At 69.5% G+C, this 20,440-nt stretch carries 16 protein-coding genes and 2 riboswitches; of the genes, 12 read left to right on the plus strand and 4 right to left on the minus strand.

The genetic code is table 11. The annotated features are described in order from the left end of the window. Positions 1–18 precede the first annotated feature (18 nt). The 4 genes from HLB44_RS16105 to HLB44_RS16120 all read left to right on the plus strand — a co-directional run bounded on the left by HLB44_RS16105 (position 19) and on the right by HLB44_RS16120 (position 5,532). Positions 19–1,365: a methyl-accepting chemotaxis protein gene (locus HLB44_RS16105; RefSeq protein ID WP_173124323.1), complete on the plus strand. Its 1,347-nt coding sequence runs from the start codon at positions 19–21 to the stop codon at positions 1,363–1,365. 105 nt (positions 1,366–1,470) lie between these two features. Next, positions 1,471–1,998 carry a chemotaxis protein CheW gene (locus HLB44_RS16110; RefSeq protein ID WP_173124325.1) on the plus strand — a complete coding sequence of 176 codons (528 nt, stop codon included), beginning with the start codon at positions 1,471–1,473 and terminating at the stop codon, positions 1,996–1,998. An 84-nt stretch (positions 1,999–2,082) separates the two neighbouring features. After that, positions 2,083–3,771 carry a methyl-accepting chemotaxis protein gene (locus HLB44_RS37885; protein ID WP_173124327.1) on the plus strand — a complete coding sequence of 563 codons (1,689 nt, stop codon included), beginning with the start codon at positions 2,083–2,085 and terminating at the stop codon, positions 3,769–3,771. A gap of 96 nt (positions 3,772–3,867) precedes the next feature. After that, positions 3,868–5,532, plus strand: a complete 1,665-nt coding sequence (locus HLB44_RS16120; RefSeq protein ID WP_173124329.1) for a hypothetical protein — start codon at positions 3,868–3,870, stop codon at positions 5,530–5,532. A gap of 12 nt (positions 5,533–5,544) precedes the next feature. Here the strand turns inward: HLB44_RS16120 and HLB44_RS16125 are convergent, their stop codons facing one another. The 4 genes from HLB44_RS16125 to HLB44_RS16140 all read right to left on the minus strand — a co-directional run bounded on the left by HLB44_RS16125 (position 5,545) and on the right by HLB44_RS16140 (position 9,946). Continuing rightward, positions 5,545–6,327 (minus strand): enoyl-CoA hydratase, encoded by a 783-nt coding sequence (locus HLB44_RS16125; RefSeq protein ID WP_173124331.1) that lies wholly within the window; start codon positions 6,325–6,327, stop codon positions 5,545–5,547. A 101-nt stretch (positions 6,328–6,428) separates the two neighbouring features. Then, positions 6,429–8,090, minus strand: coding sequence for an acyl-CoA synthetase (locus HLB44_RS16130; protein ID WP_173124333.1), 1,662 nt, complete (start codon positions 8,088–8,090; stop codon positions 6,429–6,431). Between the two features lie 63 nt (positions 8,091–8,153). Continuing rightward, positions 8,154–9,458 (minus strand): O-acetylhomoserine aminocarboxypropyltransferase/cysteine synthase family protein, encoded by a 1,305-nt coding sequence (locus HLB44_RS16135; protein WP_173124335.1) that lies wholly within the window; start codon positions 9,456–9,458, stop codon positions 8,154–8,156. Then, positions 9,455–9,946: a CoA-binding protein gene (locus tag HLB44_RS16140; RefSeq protein WP_173124337.1), complete on the minus strand. Its 492-nt coding sequence runs from the start codon at positions 9,944–9,946 to the stop codon at positions 9,455–9,457. The genes HLB44_RS16135 and HLB44_RS16140 overlap by 4 nt, the downstream gene beginning before the upstream one ends. 84 nt (positions 9,947–10,030) lie before the next feature. Then, positions 10,031–10,122: riboswitch (glycine riboswitch) on the plus strand. A 10-nt stretch (positions 10,123–10,132) separates the two neighbouring features. Next, positions 10,133–10,257: riboswitch (glycine riboswitch) on the plus strand. A 42-nt stretch (positions 10,258–10,299) separates the two neighbouring features. On the opposite strand from HLB44_RS16140, the gene gcvT reads away from it, so the two are divergent. The 8 genes from gcvT (at position 10,300) to HLB44_RS16180 (ending at position 20,409) form a co-directional block, all read left to right on the plus strand. Next, positions 10,300–11,412 (plus strand): glycine cleavage system aminomethyltransferase GcvT, encoded by a 1,113-nt coding sequence (gene gcvT, locus HLB44_RS16145; RefSeq protein ID WP_173124339.1) that lies wholly within the window; start codon positions 10,300–10,302, stop codon positions 11,410–11,412. A 79-nt stretch (positions 11,413–11,491) separates the two neighbouring features. After that, positions 11,492–11,866, plus strand: coding sequence for a glycine cleavage system protein GcvH (gene gcvH / locus HLB44_RS16150; RefSeq protein WP_173124341.1), 375 nt, complete (start codon positions 11,492–11,494; stop codon positions 11,864–11,866). Between the two features lie 76 nt (positions 11,867–11,942). Continuing rightward, entirely contained in the window at positions 11,943–14,837 is a 2,895-nt protein-coding gene (gene gcvP / locus HLB44_RS16155) for an aminomethyl-transferring glycine dehydrogenase (protein WP_173124343.1), read from the plus strand. A gap of 4 nt (positions 14,838–14,841) precedes the next feature. Continuing rightward, positions 14,842–16,308, plus strand: coding sequence for a flavin-containing monooxygenase (locus tag HLB44_RS16160; RefSeq protein ID WP_173124346.1), 1,467 nt, complete (start codon positions 14,842–14,844; stop codon positions 16,306–16,308). Between the two features lie 8 nt (positions 16,309–16,316). Continuing rightward, the gene (locus HLB44_RS16165) at positions 16,317–17,708 is read left to right on the plus strand and encodes an L-serine ammonia-lyase (protein ID WP_173124348.1); all 1,392 of its coding nucleotides are present in this window, start codon (positions 16,317–16,319) and stop codon (positions 17,706–17,708) included. Between the two features lie 192 nt (positions 17,709–17,900). Then, on the plus strand, positions 17,901–19,445 hold the full coding sequence (locus HLB44_RS16170; RefSeq protein ID WP_173124350.1) for a methyl-accepting chemotaxis protein: 1,545 nt from the start codon (positions 17,901–17,903) through the stop codon (positions 19,443–19,445). An 84-nt stretch (positions 19,446–19,529) separates the two neighbouring features. Next, a complete protein-coding gene (locus HLB44_RS16175; RefSeq protein ID WP_173124352.1) occupies positions 19,530–19,994 on the plus strand; it encodes a type II toxin-antitoxin system Phd/YefM family antitoxin in 465 nt (154 codons plus the stop codon). Next, positions 19,978–20,409, plus strand: coding sequence for a DUF6036 family nucleotidyltransferase (locus HLB44_RS16180; protein ID WP_173124354.1), 432 nt, complete (start codon positions 19,978–19,980; stop codon positions 20,407–20,409). The genes HLB44_RS16175 and HLB44_RS16180 overlap by 17 nt, the downstream gene beginning before the upstream one ends. Positions 20,410–20,440 lie beyond the last annotated feature (31 nt).

Below are 20,440 nucleotides of genomic sequence, written 5' to 3' on the forward strand. Positions count from 1 at the left end.
CCCGAAAGCCCGTCCCCCATGCTCTCCTTCCTGTCCACCGGGCAGCGCGCCGTGCTGCTGCTGTCGCTGATGTTCCTGGCCCAAGGCTGCGTGATCGCCGGCCTGTCGCTCGGCTGGTCGCCGGCCTGGACCATCGGCAGCAGCAGCACCTTCGCTGCGTTGGCCGCGTTGAACTACCTCGATGCGATGTCGGTGCTGCGCAAGTTCCTGTCGGCCTTCTCGGCCCATGCGCAGCGCATCGCCGGCGGTGACCTGTCGGCCGACATCCCGGTCGATGGCAACAGCGACGCCGCCCGCGTGCTGGGTTCGCTGCAGACGCTGCAAAACGAGCTGCGCCGCTCGATCAGCGCGATCCGCAACGGCGCCGACGGCGTGTCGACCGCCGCCAACGAGATCGCCAGCGGCAATGCCGACCTGAGCCAGCGCACCGAGCAGACCGCCTCGAACCTGCAGCAGGCCGCCAGCTCGATGGCGCAGATCAATGCCACCGTGCGCCAGAGCGCCGATTCGGCGAGCCAGGCCAACCAGCTGGCCAGCTCGGCCGCGGCCGTCGCGCAGCGCGGCGGCGAGGTGGTGTCGCAGGTCGTCTCGACGATGGACGAGATCAACACCAGTTCGAAGAAGATCGCCGACATCATCGGCGTGATCGACGGCATTGCCTTCCAGACCAACATCCTGGCGCTGAACGCCGCGGTTGAAGCCGCCCGCGCCGGCGAACAGGGCCGCGGCTTCGCGGTCGTCGCTGGTGAAGTTCGCTCGCTGGCCCAGCGCTCGGCCGAAGCCGCGCGCGAGATCAAGACGCTGATCGGCACCTCGGTCGAGAAGGTCGAGGTCGGCGCGCGCCTGGTGCAGGACGCCGGCAGCACGATGGGCGAGATCGTCTCCAGCGTGCAGCGTGTCTCGGACATCATCGGCGAGATCAGCGCTGCGGCCACCGAACAATCGGCCGGCATCGGCTCGGTCAGCGGCGCCGTCGTGCAGCTCGACCAGATGACGCAGCAGAACGCCGCGCTGGTCGAGGAATCGGCCGCCGCCGCCGAGAGCCTGAAGGACCAGGCGCAGCGCCTGGCCGGCGTGGTCTCGATGTTCCGCGTCGACGCGCACCACGCGGTGCACAGCGCGCCCGCGCCGGTGCACAAGCCGGCCGCCGCGCCCGCTGCCTCGCACAAGCCGGCCCGGTCGCCCGTCCCGTCGCACCAACCCGCCGCACCCGCCCGGCCCGCCCCGGTGCAGACCGCGAAGCCGGCCGCGAAGCCCGCTGCCAAGCCCGTCGCGGCGCCGCTGAAGCCGGCCGCGTCGGCCCCGGTCGCCATGGCGGCCGCCCCGGCCAAGGGCGGCAACGACGGCGATTGGGAAACCTTCTGATCGCATCGCAGCCGTCGCTTCACGCTTCAAGTTTGTCCGCCAGCCGCCGATAGAAAACGCAGGTGCCGGTCGGTGCCTCAACCTCCCAGCAAGGACCCAGCCACCATGGAAATGATTCAAGAAGGCACCCGCATCGCGCAGCACGAAGCCGCGCGCCGTGCGATCGCCCACGCCCGCAACGGCGAGTACCTGACCTTCCGGCTCGGTGCCGAGGAGTACGGCATCGACATCCTGCGCGTGCAGGAAATCCGCTCCTACGAGCAACCGACCCGCATCGCCAACGCGCCGGCCTTCCTGAAGGGCGTCGTCAACCTGCGCGGCGTGATCGTGCCGATCGTCGACCTGCGCCTGAAGCTGGCCTGCGAGACCGCCGAGTACAACCACTTCACCGTGGTCATCGTGCTGAACGTGCGCGGCCGGGTCGTCGGCGCGGTGGTCGATTCGGTGTCCGACGTGCTCGAGCTCGGCGGCGAGCAGATCCGCCCGGCACCGGCCACCAACGCGACGATCGATACCTCGTACATCACCGGCATCGGTAGCGTCTCCGAGCGCATGCTGATCCTGATGGACATCGAGGCGCTGATGAGCAGCGCCGACATGGGCCTGATGGAAGAAACCGCCGAAGCGGCCTGACCGACCACCGACCTCCCCGGAAGCACTCCTTCCAGGTGCGGGGCGGCCAAGGCCGCCCCTTTTCATTTGCAGGACGAAATAACGATGAAAGCACGTGGCCTGACGATCGTGCAGCGCTTGTGGCTGCCGACCCTCATCCTGGCCGTGATGGTGGTGGTGACGACCACCGCCTCCAGCATCCGCACGACGCGCTCGCAGGCGCAGAGCGCGCAGGCGCAGCTCGAGCAGCAGCAGAAGCTGGAGAACGCGCTGACCTGGTCCGGGCTGACCGATGCCAACGCGGTGCGCACGATCGCCGGCCTCCACGCCGCCGACGACGCGCTCGACGCGCTGTTGAAGGCCGAGGCCACGGCCACCTCCAAGCGCATTTCCGAGCTGCAGGAGTCGATCGACAAGCTGGCCACCAGCGATGAAGAGAAGGCCGTGCTCGCCAAGGTGGCCGACGCGCGCAAGCAGTACATCGCGCTGCGCGACGACGCGCGCAAGCTGAAGGCCGACGGCAACGCCGACGGCGCGAAGACGCTGCTGAGCGACAAGCTGCGCCCCGCGCTCGCCGCCTACACCGCGCTGCAGCGCGATTTCGTCAAGCTGCAGGAAGTGCGCGCCGCCGCACTGCGCGACGCGCTCGGCGCCGAGCGCCTGCGCACGGTGTGGATGGCCGCGGTCGTGATGGGCCTGATCGTGCTCGGGCTGTCGATCAGCACGCTGTTCCTGGTGCGCTCGATCCGCCGGCCGCTCGCCGCGCTGGCGCGCGCCGCCGACCGCATCGGCCACGGCGACCTGACCGTCGAGCTCGACGTGCAGCGCCACGACGAGATCGGCCAGGTCACCCGCTCGCTGGCCGACATGCGCGACGCGTTGCGCGGCATCGTCAGCCAGGTGCGCGAGTCGACCGGCTCGATCCAGCTCGCCAGTGCCGAGGTCGCCTCGGGCAACCAGGACCTGAGCCAGCGCACGGAGCAGACCGCCTCGAACCTGCAGCAGACCGCCGGCGCGATCCAACAGCTGGCCGGCACCGTGCGCCAGAGCGCCGATGCCGCGCAGCAGGCGAACCAGCTGGCTAGCTCGGCCTCGGCGGTCGCGCAACGCGGCGGCGAGGTCGTCGGCCAGGTCGTGCAGACGATGGATGAGATCAATGCCGCGTCGAAGAAGATCGCCGACATCATCGGCACCATCGACGGCATCGCTTTCCAGACCAACATCCTGGCGCTGAACGCCGCGGTCGAAGCCGCGCGCGCCGGCGAACAGGGCCGCGGCTTCGCGGTCGTCGCCGGCGAGGTGCGCTCGCTGGCCCAGCGCTCGGCCGAAGCCGCGCGCGAGATCAAGACACTGATCGGCTCGTCGGTCGAACGCGTCGAGGTCGGCGCGAAGCTGGTGCAGGACGCCGGCAGCACGATGGGCGAGATCGTCTCCAGCGTGCAGCGGGTGTCGGACATCATCGGCGAGATCAGCGCCGCCGCCACCGAGCAATCGGCGGGCATCAGCGAGGTCAACGGCTCGGTGAGCCAGCTCGACCAGATGACGCAGCAGAACGCCGCGCTGGTCGAGGAATCGGCCGCTGCCGCCGAGAGCCTGAAGGACCAGGCGCAGCGCCTGGCCGGCGTCGTCTCGACCTTCCAGGTCGGCGGCGAGCCGGTGCTGGCCGCCGCGCCGACACCCCCGCGGCCGGCCGAGGTCGCCAAGGCGGTGATCCAGCACGCCCAGGCGCAATCGCGCCCGGTGGTCGCTGCGCCCGGTTCGCGTGCGGCCCGCGACGATTGGGAGTCGTTCTAAGCATTGACAGGCCCTGGACACCGGCGGCTTGCCGCCGCGCGCCACGCGGGATCAGAATCGGCGCTGCGATCGACCTTTGCAGTCAGGAGGTCCCCCATGCGCATCGGTGTCCCGCTTGCCGCGCTGGCCTGCGCGATGGCGATTCCGGCTGTGGCCGCGGTCACCACCTTCGACCCCGCAACCGGCCTGGTGACGATCCCGTCGGTGGACGTCGGCGGCAGCAGCTTCATCAGCGTGACGCTGCAGCACCAGGGCAACTACGTCTTCAAGTTGCAGTCCTACGTCGGGCTGGACACGCCGATGCCGGCCGTCGCCAGCTACGACCTGACGAGCGAGACCCTCACCATCCCGGCGGTGCAGGTCGGCGACTTCACCTACCTCGACGTCACGCTGAAGCACACCGGCGACCTGAACTTCAGCCTCACCGGCGCAACGCAGCTGGAGCAAAGCGTCGTCGACGAGATCCGCAGCATCGTCGTGGCCCGCGATGCCGGCTACGCCTTCAGCGTGCCCACCGGCGCGGCGGCGGTGCAGTATCTCGACCGCTGCTGGCGCCACGACGGCGTGACCCGCGACGCGGTGGCCGGCGGGCACCCGGCGGGCGACGCTCACGACGTCGGCCGCACCACCGAGAAGATCACGGTCACGGGGAGTCGCCGCATCACCAACCCCAACGGCAGCGCACGGCGCGAAATCCATGTGGAGCTCGACGTGCGGCATGCCAACGGCAGCGTCAGCAAGGAGCTTCCCGACCGCGTGATCAGCGGCAGCTCGTCCGGCACCTTCCGCTGCCCCAGCGAGCAGGCCGAGGAAAAGCTGCGCTTTTACGGCAACCAGCAGTTCGCCGGCATCACGGCCGGCTGGCGCACGACGCGGGCCTCGGGTTACTCGATCGTCACCGGCGCGCCGCTGTCGCCGCCCACCGTCTGGCGGCGTGACATGCAGTTCCAGGTCATCGAGCCGCTGGGCCGGACCAACTATGCCGTCGTCACCGGTCCCGGCATCGGCTCGCGCAAGCTGATCTCGCCGTACCTGATGCGCAGCGAGCCCGTCCTGGCGGGCAAGCGCGGCAACTACATCAACCTGGCCAGCGACCACCCGTTCCTGATGTGCCGGGCGCCGGGCAATGCGACGCCACTGGCCTCTGCCGCCGACTGCGTCGCCGAAGGCGCGAGCGGCTACGACGTCGGCCTTTCCGCGGTGACGCCGAATGCGGCGGCGGATGCCGGCTTCGCAGCACTGGGCTGGGCCCAGTACGGCGTCTATCGCTTCGACCTGTACGAGGGCGACGGCTGGAAGATCGTCAACGGCCATACCGGTGTGACGCCACTGGAGACCTACTACCGCCTGCTCCCCTACATCGACAGCATGAACTTCGTGAACGCGGCGACGGCGATTCCCGCGCTCGCGCCGACGACGCTGACCGGCCCGCAGCTGGCGGCCAACGTCAACAGCGCGACGCCGAGCCCGGTGGACTTCAGCTGGTCGGCCTTCAGCTCCCCGCACAGCAGCCAGAGCTTCCGGCTCTACCAGGGATGGAACGTGCACCAGGGCCCGAAGACCGGCAACGCCGCCGGCAACGCCTGGCCCGCGTACCGCTCGATCACCCCCTTCGCACTCGCCGACGGGTCGGTCCGCAAGATCGACTGGCCGATCGCCCCGCGCCCGGGCGAGCAGGCCAGCAAGACCTACAGCGACTTCACGCTGCAATACCGGGATGGGCGCGGCAACGAAGTGCTCAGCGTGGACGTGCTGCAGTGAGAGCCGAGGGGCTCACCACTTCGGCGGCCGCTTGTCGATGAAGGCCTGCACGCCTTCGAGCGCCTTGTCGTTCATCATGTTGCAGGCCATCGTCTCCACCGCATCGGCATACGCCGCCTCGATGCCGACCTCGAGCTGGCGGTAGAACAACTGCTTGCCCATTCCGATCGCGACCTTGGGCTTGCCGACGATCGAAGCGACCAGCGACTCGACTTCCGCATCCAGCTGCGCCGCATCGACGACGCGGTTGACCAGCCCCTTGGCCAGCGCCTCGTCGGCCGAGATGAAGCCGCCGGTCACCAGCATCTCGAACGCCGCCTTGCGGCTCACGTTGCGCGACAGCGCGACGCTCGGCGTCGAGCAGAAGAGCCCGAGGTTGACGCCGCTGACGGCAAAGCGCGCATCCCGCGCGGCCACCGCCAGGTCGCACATCGCCACCAGCTGGCAACCGGCGGCGGTGGCGATGCCCTGCACGCGCGCGATCACCGGCACGTCCAGGCGCTGGATCGCCAGCATCATGCGCCCGCACTGCGCGAACAGCTTCTCGTAATAACGCTGCGAAGGCGCGGCCCGCATCTCGCGCAGGTCGTGGCCGGCGCAGAAGGCCTTGCCCGCCGCGGCGAGCACGACGACGCGCGCCGCTTCGTCGCGCGCGATCAGGTCGAGCTCCGTCTGCAGCGCCTCGAGCAGGTCCTCCGACAACGCATTGAAGGCCTGCGGCCGGTTCATCGTCAGCGTGATCACGCCGCGGGCGTCGGCGCTGCGTTGCAGCAGCGGGTCTTGGGTCGTCAGCATCGGGGTCTCCTGACTCATTCGATCGTGAACACTCAAAGCGCGGTCATTCGATCGTGAACACTCAAAGCGCGGTCATTCGATCGTGAACATTCAAGGCGCGCTCATTCGATCGCGCTGGCCGACTTCGCCCGCGCGCGCAGCTGGAACTTCTGGATCTTGCCGGTCGAGGTCTTCGGGATCTCCTCGAAGCGCACCTCGCGCGGCACCTTGTAGCCGGCCAGCAGCGCGCGGCAGTGGCCGACCAGCTCGGCTTCGCTGGTTTCCATGCCGGGGCGCAGCTCGACGTAGGCCAGCGGCGTCTCGCCCCACTTCGGATCGGGCTTGGCGACCACCGCGCAGGCCAGCACCGCCGGGTGGCGGTACAGCGCATCCTCGACCTCGATCGAGCTGATGTTCTCGCCGCCGGAGATGATCACGTCCTTGCTGCGATCCTTGATCTTCACGTAGCGCTCGGCGTCCATCACCGCCAGGTCGCCGGTGTGGAACCAGCCGCCGCGCAGCGCCAGGCGCGTGGCCGCGTCATTCTTGAGGTAACCCTTCATCACGATGTTGCCGCGGAACATGATCTCGCCGATCGTCTCGCCGTCCGCCGGCACCTCGTTCAGCGTGGCCGGATCGCGCAGCGACATGCCTTCCTGCAGCGGATAGCGCACGCCCTGGCGGCCGTTCAGCCGCGCCTGCTCGCCGATGTCCTCGTCCGCCCACGAGGGCCGCTGCACCGCGACCGCCGCCGGGCCGTAGACCTCGGTCAGCCCGTAGACGTGCGTCAGCTGGATGCCGATGCGCGCCATGCCTTCGATCATTGCCGCCGGCGGTGCGGCGCCGGCGACCATCGCGCGGATGCCCGGCGGCAGGCCTTCGCGCAGCGCCTCGGGCGCCGCGACCAGCAGGTTGTGCACGATCGGCGCGGCGCAGTAGTGGTCGACGCGGTGCGCGCGCATCGCATCGAAGATCGCCTGTGCGTCGATGCGGCGCAGGCAGACATGCGTGCCGCCCTGCAGCGCGACGGTCCACGGGAAGCACCAGCCGTTGCAGTGGAACATCGGCAGCGTCCACAGGTAGCGCGGGAACTGCGGCATGGTCCAGGTCACCGCATTGCACACGGCGTTCAGGTAGGCGCCGCGGTGATGCGTGACGACGCCCTTCGGGTCGCCGGTGGTGCCCGAGGTGTAGCTGACCGCGATCGCATCCCACTCGTCGGCCGGGCCGTCGAGCTGCGCCAGCGGGGTGTGCGCGGCAAGCAGCGATTCGTACTCGTGCTCGCCCTTGTGTTCGCCGATGGGCTCGCCGGGGCCGCGGTATTCGCTGTCGTCGACGGTGATGATCACCGGCGTGCGGCGATGCTCGTCACGCAGGATCTGAAGCGCCTGAGCGATCACCGGCGCGAACTCGCGGTCGGTGATCAGCACCGCCGCTTCGCAATGGTTCATCTGCCAGGCCAGCAGCGGCGCATCGAGCCGCGTGTTCAGCGTGTTCAGCACCGCATTCAGCGCCGGCACGGCATAGTGCGCCTCGACCATCTCCGGCGTGTTCGCGAGCATCGTGCTGACGGTGCTGCCGCGGCCGATACCGAAGGCGCGCAAGGCGGCTGCGAGGCGGGCGCTGCGATCGCGCGTCTCGCGCCAGGTGTAGTGGCGCGCGCCATGCACCACCGCCGGCAGGTCGCCGAAGACCTCGGCGCTGCGTTCGACGAAGCTGACCGGCGACAGCACGACGAAGTTGGCCGGCGTGCGGTCGAGGTGCTGCTCGTAGATGCCGCTCATGGAGGGCTCCCTGCCAGGGCTGGAGCCTGGCATGGTCGCACAGCCGGCGGCCGAGTGAAATGACTAGGCGCTGGCGGCCGCGAGCGCCTGATCGACATCCCACAGGATGTCGTCGATGTGCTCCAGGCCGACAGAGATCCGCACCATGTCCGGCGTCACGCCGGCGGCGCGCGCTTGAGCTTCGTCGAGCTGGCGATGCGTCGTCGACGCCGGATGGATGATCAGCGTGCGCGTGTCGCCGATGTTCGCGAGGTGGCTCATGAACTTCGCCGCCTCGATGAAGCGCACGCCCGCGTCGATGCCGCCTTGGACACCGAAGGCGAGCAGCCCCGACGCGCCGGGCAGGCCATCGATCAGCCGCACCTGGCGCGCCAGCAGCGCGTGCTGCGGATGGTCTTCGAGGCCCGGATAGTTGACCCAGCCGACGCGCTTGTCCGCGCGCAGGAACTCGGCCACCGCGCGCGCATTGCGGCAATGCCGCTCCATGCGCAGCGGCAGCGTCTCGACGCCCTGCAGGATCTGCCAGGCCGCCAGCGGCGCCAGTGCCGCGCCGTAGACCCGCAGCGTTTCCATGCGCGCACGCATCGAGAAGCCGAAGTCGCCGAAGGTCTCGAAGAACTTGACGCCGTGGTAGCCCGGCGACGGATCGGTCATGCCCGGGAACTTGCCGTTGTCCCACGGGAAGCGGCCGCTTTCGACCAGCACGCCGCCGAGCGTCGTGCCGTGCCCGGCGAGGTACTTGGTCGCCGAGTGCACGACGATGTCGGCGCCGAGCGCGAGCGGGTTGCACAGGAACGGGCTCGGCACGGTGTTGTCGATCAGCAGCGGCACGCCGTGGGCATGGGCGACCTCGGCGACGGCCGGGATGTCGAGCACCACCAGGCTCGGGTTGCCCAGGCTCTCGGCGAACACCGCGCGCGTGTTGGGCCGCATCGCGGCGGCGAAGGCGTCGGGCCGGGTCGCATCGACGAAGGTGGTCTGGATGCCGAACTTCGCCAGGTTCACCGCCAGCATCGTCACCGTGCCGCCGTAGAGCGCGCCGGCGGCGACCACGTGGTCGCCCTGCTGCAGGATCGTCATCAGCGCCATCGCCTCGGCCGCCATGCCGCTGGCCGAGGCCACCGCCGCCCGGCCGCCTTCGAGCGCGGCCACGCGTTCCTCCAGCGCCGCGACGGTCGGGTTGGACAGCCGCGAATAGACGTTGCCGAAGGTCTGCAGGTTGAACAGGCTCGCCGCGTGGTCGGCCGAATCGAAGACGAAGCTCGTCGTCTGGTAGATCGGCAAGGCGCGCGCGCCGGTCGCTTCGTCCGGGATCTGGCCGGCGTGGATCGCCAGCGTTTCGGGCTTGAACTGGCGGTCTCCGCTCATGCCCGCCGCCTCGCCGAGACGATGCCGGTGTTGACGCCGGCCCAGTGCAGCCCGCCGAAGAGCCGCGCGTGCTCGATCTTCACGCAGCGGTTCATCACCGTCGTCAGACCGGCCGCTCGCGCCTTCGCCGCGGCGTCGTGGTTGATCACGCCGATCTGCTGCCACAGGCACTTCGCCCCGATGGCGATCGCACTGTCGGCGATCGCGCCGACCTCCGCGGTGCGGCGGAACACGTCGACGATATCCACCGGCCCGTCGACCTCCTCCAGCCGCGCGACGCAGCGTTCGCCGAGGATCGCGCCGCCGGCGTAGCGCGGATTCACCGGCCGGATCCGGTAGCCATGCTGCTGCATGTACTTGGCGGCGAAGAAGCTCGGCCGGTTCCAGTCGGCCGACAGCCCGACCACCGCGATCGTGCGCGCCTCGCGCAGCAGGCGGCGCAGCGCGCCCTCGTCGGGCGCCTCGGGAATCGGATCGTCATCGGCCATCGGAGCCAGGAATCATCGTGCGCAAAGTGCGCGGGGCAAGCCCTGATTCGTCCCAGGGCCGCTGCGGGGCACCTTGGATTACACTGCCCGCGGTCAGGAGAGAGCTTCACCCGAAGCCGCCGAAGGCGCAGAGGCTGCCACCTCGAACGCTCAGGCAAAAGGACTGGCAAGCGCTTCCTCGCGGAGGCGTTCCTCACTGGAGAGAGGCGGGTCAATCCTTTACCGGAGGGAGCCCGCCCACCGAAGGGGCAAGCGGCACCGGTATCCCCGGCGCTGCCAATCTCTCAGGTAAAGCGGACAGCGAGGGCAGCCCCCACCTCCGGGTGGGGCCGGTATGCCCTCTGGAGATGTTCATGTCCGCTGAACTGCTCAAGACCCCGCTTCACGACCTGCACCTCGAGCTCGGCGCCAAGATGGTCGAGTTCGCCGGCTATTCGATGCCGGTCAACTACCCCACGGGCATCCTCGCCGAGCACCGACACTGCCGCGACTTCGCGGCGCTGTTCGACGTCTCGCACATGGGCCAGCTGCAGCTGCGCGGCGACGATGCCGCGCGGGCGCTCGAGACGCTGGTGCCGATGGACGTGATCGACCTCGCCGTCGGCAAGCAGCGCTACGCGTTCTTCACCAATGCGAGCGGCGGGCTGCTCGACGACCTGATGATGACGCGGCGGTCGGACCACCTGTTCCTGATCGTCAACGCCGCCTGCAAGGCTGCCGACATCCGCCACCTGATGACGCACATCGGCCACCGCTGCACCATCGTGCCGCTGCCCGACCGCGCGCTGTTCGCGCTGCAGGGCCCGCAGGCGGTGACCGCGCTGTCGCGGCTGAATGCCGATGTCGCCGGCCTGACCTTCATGACCGGCGGCGACTTCCACCTCGACGGCGCCGAGTGCTTCGTGACCCGCTCGGGCTACACCGGCGAAGACGGCTTCGAGATCTCGGTGCCCGCGGAGCACGCGGTGTCGCTGGCCCATGCGCTGCTGCGGCAGCCCGAGGTCAAGCCGGCGGGCTTGGGCGCCCGCGACACGCTGCGGCTCGAAGCCGGGCTGTGCCTGTACGGTCACGACATCAATGAAACCACCACACCGGTCGAAGCCGGCCTGACCTGGGCCATCCAGAAGGTGCGGCGCCCCGGCGGGGCCCGCGCCGGCGGCTACCCGGGCGCGGCGGCAATCGAGCGGCAACTGGCCACCGGCCCGACGATCAAGCGCGTCGGCCTGACCGGCCTGGAACGCATCCCCGTGCGCGAAGGCGCGCAGATCTACGACGGCCACAACCGCAAGCTCGGCCACGTCACCAGCGGCACGCTGGGCCCGACGGTGTTCGAGCCGGTCGCGATGGCCTACTTGGCCGCCAACCACGCGATCTCGCACCACGAGGTGTACGCCGAGGTGCGCGGCAAGCGCCTGCCGATGCGCGTCGCGGCGATGCCGTTCACCCCGCACCGCTATCACCGATGACCCGCCGCTGACCTGAGGCGGCCCCTGCTTCACCCGCTCACCGCTCGCCCACCGCTCGCCACCCTGGAGGATTCCGCCGATGACTACGATGTTCACCCCCGACCACGAATGGATCAACATCGAGGACCACGAGGCCGCTGTCGTCGGCATCACGCTGCATGCGCAGGACGCGCTGGGCGACGTGGTTTTCGTCGATCTGCCCGAGGTCGGCCGCAGCTACAAGAAAGGTGAAGTCGCCGGCGTTGTCGAATCGGTCAAGGCCGCCGCCGACATCTACATGCCGGTGGATGGCGAAGTGGTCGAGGTCAACGAGGAGCTGCGCGCCGATCCGGCGCTGGCCAACAAGGACCCGATGGGCAACGGCTGGTTCTTCAAGGTGCACGTGACCAACATGGCGCACTTCGACCAGTTGATGGACCCGCCCGCCTACGACGCGCTGCTGAAGACCCTCTGATCTCCTGATTCCCACGCCGGCCCGCTGCATTGCGCGCGCGCCGGGTCGCCTCTTTCCGGTTTCCCGTCCCCCCGCCATGTCCCAGCCTTCCCCCCTGTCGCCGCTGGCCGCGCTCGAGCCCGCCGGCGAGTTTGCCGCCCGCCACATCGGCCCCGATGCCGCCGACGAACGCCACATGCTGTCGGTGATCGGCGTCGCCTCGCGCGCCGCGCTGATCGATGCGCTGGTGCCGCGCAACATCCGCCGCGCCGCGGCGATGTCGCTGCCGCCGGCGGCCTCCGAAGCCCAGGCGCTGGCTGAGCTCAAGCGCATCGCCGGCAACAACCGCGTGCTGAAGAGCTTCATCGGCCAGGGTTACCACGGCACGCTGACGCCCGGCGTCATCCTGCGCAACGTGCTCGAGAACCCGGCCTGGTACACCGCGTACACGCCCTACCAGGCCGAGATCTCGCAGGGCCGGATGGAAGCGCTGGTCAACTTCCAGACCATGGTCACCGACCTGACCGGCATGGCCATCGCCAACGCGTCGATGCTCGACGAGGCGACCGCGGCGGCCGAGGCGATGACGCTGGCGCAGCGCGTCGGCAAGAGCAAGTCCGACGTCTTCTACGTCGCCGACGACGTGCTGCCGCAGACGCTGGACGTCGTGCGCACGCGGGCGAAGCCGCTGGGCATCACGGTGCAGGTGGGTCCCGCCGCGCAGGCCGGCGCCACGCCGTGCTTCGCGGCGCTGCTGCAATACCCCGGCGTGAACGGCCACGTGCAGGCGCTGCAGCCGATCAGCGACGCCGTGCACGCCCAGGGTGGCCTGGTGATCGTCGCCGCCGACCTGCTGGCGCTGGCGCTGCTGACGCCCCCCGGCGAGCAAGGCGCCGACATCGCCTGCGGCACGACGCAGCGCTTCGGGATGCCGATGGGCGCCGGTGGCCCGCACGCGGCCTACCTGGCGACGCGCGACGAGTTCAAGCGCTCGTTGCCCGGGCGGCTGGTCGGCGTCAGCGTCGACGCCCACGGTGCGCCGGCCTACCGGCTCGCGCTGCAGACGCGCGAGCAGCACATCCGGCGCGAGAAGGCGACCTCGAACATCTGTACCGCGCAGGTGCTGCCGGCGGTCGTCGCCAGCATGTACGCGGTCTACCACGGACCCGAGGGCCTGAAGCGCATCGCGAAGCGCGTCGCCGCCTACACCGCGGTGCTGGCCGCCGGCCTGGCCGAGCTGGGTCACGCGCTGGCGCACGAGACCGCGTTCGACACGCTGGTCGTGCGCTGCGGTGAACGGGCCGAGCCGCTGGTCGCCGCCGCTGAAAGCCTCGGCATGAACCTGCGCCGGGCCAAGCCCGGGCTGGTCGGCATCACGCTGGACGAGACGACGACGCGTGCCGACATCGAGGCGCTGTGGCAGGTCTTCGCGGGCGACCGCGCCTTGCCGTCTTTCGAGCGCTGCGCCGCCCATGCCGCGCCGCTGCTGCCCACCGCGCTGCAGCGCGGCAGCGCCTTCCTCACGCACCCGGTCTTCAACGCCCACCACAGCGAGACCGAGATGCTGCGCTACATCCGCAGCCTGTCGGACAAGGACCTCGCGCTCGACCGCTCGATGATCCCGCTCGGCTCGTGCACGATGAAGCTGAACGCGACCAGCGAGATGATCCCGATCACCTGGCCCGAATTCGCGCAGGTGCACCCCTATGCCCCGGCCGCGCAATTGGCGGGTTATGCCGAGCTGAACGCCCAGCTGTGCGCGTGGCTCGCCGAGGCCACCGGTTATGCCGGTATCAGCCTGCAGCCGAACGCCGGCTCGCAGGGTGAATACGCCGGGCTGCTGGCGATACGCGCCTGGCATGCCTCGCGCGGCGAAACGCGGCGCGATGTCTGCCTGATCCCCGAGTCGGCGCACGGCACCAACCCGGCCAGCGCGCAGATGGTCGGGCTGAAGGTGGTGCCGGTGAAGTGCGATGCGCTGGGCCATGTCGACATGGCCGACCTGGAGGCCAAGTGCCGCGCGCACGCCGACGACCTGGCGGCGATGATGATCACCTACCCGTCGACCTACGGCGTGTTCGAGACCGGCGTCAAGGACCTGTGCGCGCTGGTGCATCGCCACGGCGGCCGCGTCTACGTCGATGGCGCGAACATGAACGCGCTGGTCGGCGTCGCGGCACCGGGCCAGTTCGGCGGCGACGTCAGCCACCTGAACCTGCACAAGACCTTCTGCATCCCGCACGGCGGCGGTGGGCCCGGCGTCGGGCCGGTCTGTGTCGTCGACGACCTGGTGCCCTTCCTGCCGGCGCTGCCGGGGCATGGCAGCGACGCGGCGGTGGGCGCCGTGTCGGCGGCGCCGCTGGGCAACGCGGCGGTGCTGCCGATCAGCTGGATGTACATCCGCATGATGGGCGCCGATGGCCTGCAGCAGGCCACCGAGGTCGCGATCCTGTCGGCCAACTACGTCGCTGCGCGCCTGGCGGACCACTACGACATCCACTTCAGCAGCGAGCTCGCGCAGATGGCCGGCGGCGGCGTCGCGCACGAGTGCATCCTCGACCTGCGGCCGCTGAAGGACTCCAGCGGCATCGGCGCCGAGGATGTCGCCAAGCGGCTGATCGACTACGGCTTCCATGCGCCGACGCTGAGCTTCCCGGTGGCCGGCACGCTGATGGTCGAGCCGACCGAGAGTGAACCGCGCATCGAGCTCGACCGCTTCTGCGACGCGATGATCGCGATCCGCGAGGAGATCCGCCGCGTCGAACAAGGCCAGTGGCCGAAGGACGACAACCCGCTGCGCAACGCGCCGCACACCGCCGAAGCGCTGCTGAAGGCCGAATGGCCGCATGCCTACAGCCGCGAGGACGCCGCCTTCCCGCTGCCCGCATTGCGGCGGCAGAAGTACTGGTCGCCGGTCGGCCGCGTCGACAACGTCTACGGCGACCGCAACCTGTTCTGCAGCTGCGTGCCCATGAGCGCGTACGAGGACTGAGCCGATGGCTCCTGCGCCGCTCGACACGCTGATCGTCGGCGCCGGTTTCAGCGGGCTGGGGCTCGGCATTCGGCTGAAGCAGGCCGGCCGCCACGGCTTTCAGGTGATAGAGCGTGCCGCCGGCGTCGGCGGCACCTGGTGGGCGAACCGCTACCCGGGCGCGGCCTGCGACATCCCTTCGCTGCTGTACTCTTACTCGTTCGCGCCGAACCGGCGCTGGAGCCGGCTGTTCCCGCAGCAGCCGGAGATCCAGGCTTATCTCGCCGAGTGCGTCGAGGATTTCGGCCTCGGGCCGCACCTGCGCCTCGCCACCGAGCTGGTGGCACTGCGCTGGCATGAGGATCAATCCAGCTGGGAAGCCACGCTGCGCGCGGCCGACGGCACGCTGCTGCAGCAGCATGCCCGCAGCGTCGTGATCGCCACCGGCGCGCTGAGCAAACCCCGCACGCCGGACATCGAAGGCCTGCAAGACTTCGGCGGGCGCCTGCTGCACACCGCCGACTGGGATCGGTCGCTGCCGCTCGAAGGCCAGCGCATCGGCGTGATCGGCACCGGTGCCAGCTCGATCCAGCTGGTGCCCGAGCTCGCACCGCTAGCCGTCAAAGTGAGCGTCTTCCAGCGCACCCCGGCATGGATCATGCCGCGCCACGACCGGCCGTTGACCGCCTGGCAGCGCACGCTGTGCGCGACCTTGCCAGGCTTTGGCCGCGCCTGGCGCACGGGCCTGTACTGGCAGCACGAAGCCCGCGTGGCCGGCTTCACGACGCGCCCGCACTGGCTCGCGCGCGCCGAATCGCTGGCGCTGCGCCACATGAAGAAGCAGGTGCGCGACCCCGCGCTGCGCGAGGCGCTGACGCCGCGCTACCGCATGGGCTGCAAGCGCATCCTGATCAGCGATGACTTCTACCCCGCGCTGACGCGGCCGAACGTCGAGCTGGTGACCGCGCCGATCCAGCGCATCGAGCCGCAAGGCGTGCGCACCGCCGACGGCCGGCTGCATGCGCTCGACGTGCTGGTCACCGCCACCGGCTTCGACGCCGCCGACGCCGGCCCGCCCTGCCCGGTCGACGGCCCGCAAGGCCGGACCCTGGCCGAGGCGTGGCGACACGGCGCCAGCGCCTATCTCGGCACGCTGGTCGCCGGCTTTCCGAACCTGTTCTTCCTGGTCGGCCCGAACACCGGGCTCGGCCACAACTCGATGCTGCAGATCATCGAGTCGCAGCTGAACCTGGTGCTCGACGCGCTGCGCAGGCTCGATCACCATCCGACGCTCGGGGTCACCGAAGAGGCGCACCATCGCTTCGACGACGAGATCCAGCGCCGTTTGACATCCACTGTCTGGGCGACCGGCGGCTGCCGCAGCTGGTACCAGGCGCGAGACGGCCGCATCACCACGCTCTGGCCGGGCTCGACGATCGAGTTCCGCCGCCGTACCCGGCGGCTGGCACTCGCCGATTTCCACCTGCGCTAGAGAGAACCATGGCCGTCTCCGTCTTCGACCTCTTCAAGATCGGCATCGGGCCGAGCAGCTCGCACACCGTCGGGCCGATGCGCGCGGCGCGCATGTTCATTCAGCGCCTGACCAGCGACGGCCTGATCGACGACGTGATGCGCCTGCAATGCGACCTCTACGGCTCGCTCGGCGCCACCGGCAAGGGCCACGGCAGCGACAAGGCGGTGCTGCTCGGGCTGATGGGCCACGAGCCCGACATCGTCGACGTCGACCAGATCCCGGTGCTGGTGGAGTCGGTCCGCAGCCACCAGCAGCTGACGCTGCCCGACGGGCTGTGCCTGGCCTTCAACGAAGCCACCGACCTGATCTTCCACCGCCGCGAGACGCTGCCCTTCCATGCCAACGGCATGCGCTTCACCGCCTTCGACGGCGCGGGCGCCGAGATCGCCAACCGCGTCTACTACTCGGTCGGCGGCGGCTTCGTCGTCAGCGACGAGGTGGCATCAGACGGCACGCGCCACAAGGTGGTCGCGCCCGACACCACCGCGCTGCCGCACCCCTTCCACAGTGGCGAGCAGCTCCTTGCGCTGACCAAGCAGCTGAACTGCAGCATCGCCGAGGTGATGCGCCGCAACGAACGCCACTGGCGCACGGACGAGGAAATCGACGCCGGGCTGCTGCGCATCTGGCGCGCGATGCAGGACTGCGTGGTGCGCGGCTGCCGCACCGAGGGCATTCTGCCCGGCGGCTTCAAGGTCAAGCGGCGCGCGGCGGCGCTGTACCGCTCGTTGACCAGCAACCCGGAAGCGGCGCTGCGCGACCCGCTGCAGGTGCTCGACTGGGTCAACCTCTACGCGCTGGCGGTCAACGAGGAGAACGCCGCCGGCAGCCGCGTCGTCACCGCGCCGACCAACGGTGCGGCCGGCATCATTCCGGCGGTGCTGCACTACTACCACCGCTTCGTGCACGGCTCCAGCGAGCGCGGGGTCATCGATTTCCTGCTCACCGCCGCCGCGATCGGCATCCTCTACAAGGAGAACGCCTCGATCTCCGGTGCCGAGGTCGGCTGCCAGGGCGAGGTCGGCGTGGCCTGCTCGATGGCCGCCGGTGCCCTGTGCGCCGTGCTCGGCGGCACGCCCGAGCAGGCCGAGAACGCCGCCGAGATCGGCATGGAGCACCACCTGGGCCTGACCTGCGATCCGGTCGGCGGACTGGTGCAGATCCCGTGCATCGAGCGCAATGCCATCGCCTCGGTCAAGGCCGTCAATGCCGCGCGCATGGCACTGCGCGGTGACGGCACGCACTTCGTCAGCCTCGACAAGGTGATCAAGACGATGCGCGAGACCGGCGCCGACATGATGACCAAGTACAAGGAAACCGCCCGCGGCGGCCTCGCGGTCAACATCGTCGAATGCTGACCTGAGCGCGGCCCCTTGTGGGGCGCCCTCGATATGCGCCAAGGATTGCCCGCGGCGCCGAACGGATGATTTGCGCGGCCTCAAGCCGGCATTTCCCCCGACCGATGAACAGCGATCGGCGCGAACATGTTCCTGCGCCGAAAGTTGCAAAAACTGCAAGCGCAGTGATTCCACCGGTCCAGGAGTTTGCCGATGTCTGGCTCGAAGTTCCATCCGCTCACCCCCGGCGTACGCCTGATGCAGCGCGTGCGCCTGTCCGCCAAGCTGGCGCTGGTCGCTACGCCCTTGCTCGTGTCGCAAGCCGTCGGCCTGGCCGCGGCGCTGGGCGCCTTCGGCGCCGGCCGATCCGATAGCGCGCTGGCGATCGGCGGCGGTGCGTTCGCGCTGGCCGCGTATTTCGCCTTCGCTTTCCACGCCAGCTTCAGCCGCAGCCTGCAGACGCTGCACACCGGCGTGAAGGCGGTCTCCGGCGGCGACCTGTCGCACAAGATCGACCTGCCCGGCCAGGACGAGCTGCATCACATCGGTTCGCTGGTCGAGAGCATGAACGTGCGGCTGTCGTCGCTGGTCGCTGAGATCCGCTCGAGCGCCGTGCGCGTCGGCATGTCCGGCCAGCTGGTCGCGACCAGCAGCGAATCGCTGGCCCAGCGCACCGAGGAGCAGGCTGCCAGCCTGCGCCAGACCGTCGAGACCGTGCACCAGCTCACCGAAGCCGTGTCGGCCAACGCGTCGGCAGCGAGCCAGCTGGATCAGCTGACCGAACGCCTGAAGAAGGAAGCCGAGCAAGGCGGCACTGCGATGCGCAGCTCGGTCGAGGCGATGGCCGGGCTCGAGGACAGCTCGCGCCGCGTCGGCGAGATCATCGGCGTGATCGACGGCATTGCCTTCCAGACCAACATCCTGGCGCTGAACGCCGCGGTCGAGGCCGCGCGCGCCGGTGAAGCCGGCCGCGGCTTCGCGGTCGTCGCCGCCGAGGTGCGCCAGCTGGCGCAGCGCTCGGCCGCCGCGTCGAGCGAGATCCGCCAGTTGATCGCCCGCTCCGGCGAGCAGGTCGAAAGCTCGGTGCGCCAGACGCGCGCGGTCGGCCAGGTGCTCGATGCGCTGGTCGGCGGCGTGCGCAATGTTTCCACCTCGCTGCGCCAGATCGCCGAAGCCAGCGCGCGCCAGAGCGGCGAGCTGACGCAGGTGTCGCAGAGCGTCGGCCAGCTCGACGAGATCACGCGCCAGAACGCGGCGATGGTCGAGGAATCGGCCGGTGCCTCGCAGGACCTGGTCGGCCGCGCCAAGACGCTGTCGAGCGCGGTGGCGTCGATCCGCCTGCGCCAGGGCAGCGCCGACGAGGCACGTGCGCTGGTCGAGAAGGCGATGAAGCTGATCAAGGCGCGTGGCCTGACGGCGGCGGCGCAGACCTTCCGCGCCAAGGACGGCGGCTTCCTCGATCGCGACCTGTACGTCTTCGTCGTCGACCGCAACGGTGCCTACCGGGTGCACGGCGCCAAGCCGGCGATGGAAGGCCACCGTGTGCACGAGCTGCCCGGCATCGATGGCGACCGCTTTGTGCGCGACGCCTTCGCGACCGCAGGCGGCGCCGGTGGCTGGATCGAGTACGACATCGTCAACCCGGGAACCGGGGCGGTGCAGCCGAAGGCTTCCTTCGTCGTGCAGCTCGACGAGCAGCAAGTGGTCGGCTGCGGCGTCTATCGCCTGACCGGCCAGGCGGCGTTCGCGAAGGCCTGACGATCCGTCTTCAGCGGCGGGGCAATCGGTACCGCCATCGAATCGTTTTGTCCAAAATGGACAAGGTGCGCATAGACTTCGGCCATGCAGCACATGACTTCCAGCCGCGCCAAGCAGAATTTCGGTGAGCTTCTCGATGCGCTCGCGCGCGGACCGGTGGCCATCGAGCGTCACCGGAAGGTCAAAGCCATCGTCTGTTCACCTGAGGCATTCCGGGAACAGTCCGGTCCGGAGCGGGTCTTGGCAGAGCGCCGTGCGGCCCGCGCTGCTCAACAGCTGGTCGAGAAGGATCGCCTCATCAAGCACCAGAAGCTGGCGATCGACTTGCTCTTGAGCCCCGAGGCGAAGCGCGCGGAACTGATCCAGCGCGCCCGCGCCGAAATCGCGAAGTGGCGCCGGGATCGTCTCTGCAGTCCCGACTACGCGGATCGGTGGGATGAGCTTCTCGATCAGCCCGTCGAGATCCTGGCACGAGCCATGGGTTCCGACTCCCTCGATTGGGGCACCGCCCTGCGCCAGAACTCACCTTGGCATGTGGTGGTGCCGTGAAGCGTGCTACACCAAGGCCGATCCCGGGCGCATCGGCGACGTGAAAGCAGCGCTCGGCGAAGGTTCCGAATTTCACCGCGCCCGTGGCTACTACCTCGATCCCGTTTCACCGAGCTTGCCAAGCCTGCCTGATGGCTGGGAGGCCCGAATGACCAGCATCGAGCAGAACGACCTTCGTGTCTGGTTCCTGGATCCCGAAGACGCAGCGGTTTCCAAGTACGCGCGCGGCCACCCGAACGACTTGCGCTGGATTCAGGCAGGCATCCGGTCGGGGAATGTCTCCCTCCCCAAGATCAAGGCAAGGCTCGCTTCCACCACATTCCTCGATGCCGACGAAGAAGCGAGGGTCCGAAAGCAGGTGGATGCGGACTCGGCTTGGCTCGAGACGGTGAAGGCCCGCGCATCGAAGCCGTGAGGCGAGGCAGCCACGGCAAAACGCCGCCCAC

Source organism: Pseudaquabacterium terrae (assembly GCF_013266755.1).
GTDB classification, from domain to species: Bacteria; Pseudomonadota; Gammaproteobacteria; order Burkholderiales; family Burkholderiaceae_C; genus Pseudaquabacterium; species Pseudaquabacterium terrae.

Bases quoted from the DNA above. Each gene is read 5' to 3' on its own strand.
- gcvP (WP_173124343.1), top strand. From the start codon at position 11,943: ATGTCCCAGCCTTCCCCCCTGTCGCCGCTGGCCGCGCTCGAGCCCGCC.
- HLB44_RS16120 (WP_173124329.1), top strand. From the start codon at position 3,868: ATGCGCATCGGTGTCCCGCTTGCCGCGCTGGCCTGCGCGATGGCGATT.
- gcvT (WP_173124339.1), top strand. From the start codon at position 10,300: ATGTCCGCTGAACTGCTCAAGACCCCGCTTCACGACCTGCACCTCGAG.
- HLB44_RS16180 (WP_173124354.1), top strand. From the start codon at position 19,978: ATGTGGTGGTGCCGTGAAGCGTGCTACACCAAGGCCGATCCCGGGCGC.
- HLB44_RS16125 (WP_173124331.1), bottom strand. From the start codon at position 6,327: ATGCTGACGACCCAAGACCCGCTGCTGCAACGCAGCGCCGACGCCCGC.
- HLB44_RS37885 (WP_173124327.1), top strand. From the start codon at position 2,083: ATGAAAGCACGTGGCCTGACGATCGTGCAGCGCTTGTGGCTGCCGACC.
- HLB44_RS16135 (WP_173124335.1), bottom strand. From the start codon at position 9,458: ATGAGCGGAGACCGCCAGTTCAAGCCCGAAACGCTGGCGATCCACGCC.
- HLB44_RS16130 (WP_173124333.1), bottom strand. From the start codon at position 8,090: ATGAGCGGCATCTACGAGCAGCACCTCGACCGCACGCCGGCCAACTTC.
- HLB44_RS16140 (WP_173124337.1), bottom strand. From the start codon at position 9,946: ATGGCCGATGACGATCCGATTCCCGAGGCGCCCGACGAGGGCGCGCTG.
- HLB44_RS16170 (WP_173124350.1), top strand. From the start codon at position 17,901: ATGTCTGGCTCGAAGTTCCATCCGCTCACCCCCGGCGTACGCCTGATG.
- HLB44_RS16165 (WP_173124348.1), top strand. From the start codon at position 16,317: ATGGCCGTCTCCGTCTTCGACCTCTTCAAGATCGGCATCGGGCCGAGC.
- HLB44_RS16160 (WP_173124346.1), top strand. From the start codon at position 14,842: ATGGCTCCTGCGCCGCTCGACACGCTGATCGTCGGCGCCGGTTTCAGC.
- gcvH (WP_173124341.1), top strand. From the start codon at position 11,492: ATGACTACGATGTTCACCCCCGACCACGAATGGATCAACATCGAGGAC.
- HLB44_RS16110 (WP_173124325.1), top strand. From the start codon at position 1,471: ATGGAAATGATTCAAGAAGGCACCCGCATCGCGCAGCACGAAGCCGCG.
- HLB44_RS16105 (WP_173124323.1), top strand. From the start codon at position 19: ATGCTCTCCTTCCTGTCCACCGGGCAGCGCGCCGTGCTGCTGCTGTCG.
- HLB44_RS16175 (WP_173124352.1), top strand. From the start codon at position 19,530: ATGCAGCACATGACTTCCAGCCGCGCCAAGCAGAATTTCGGTGAGCTT.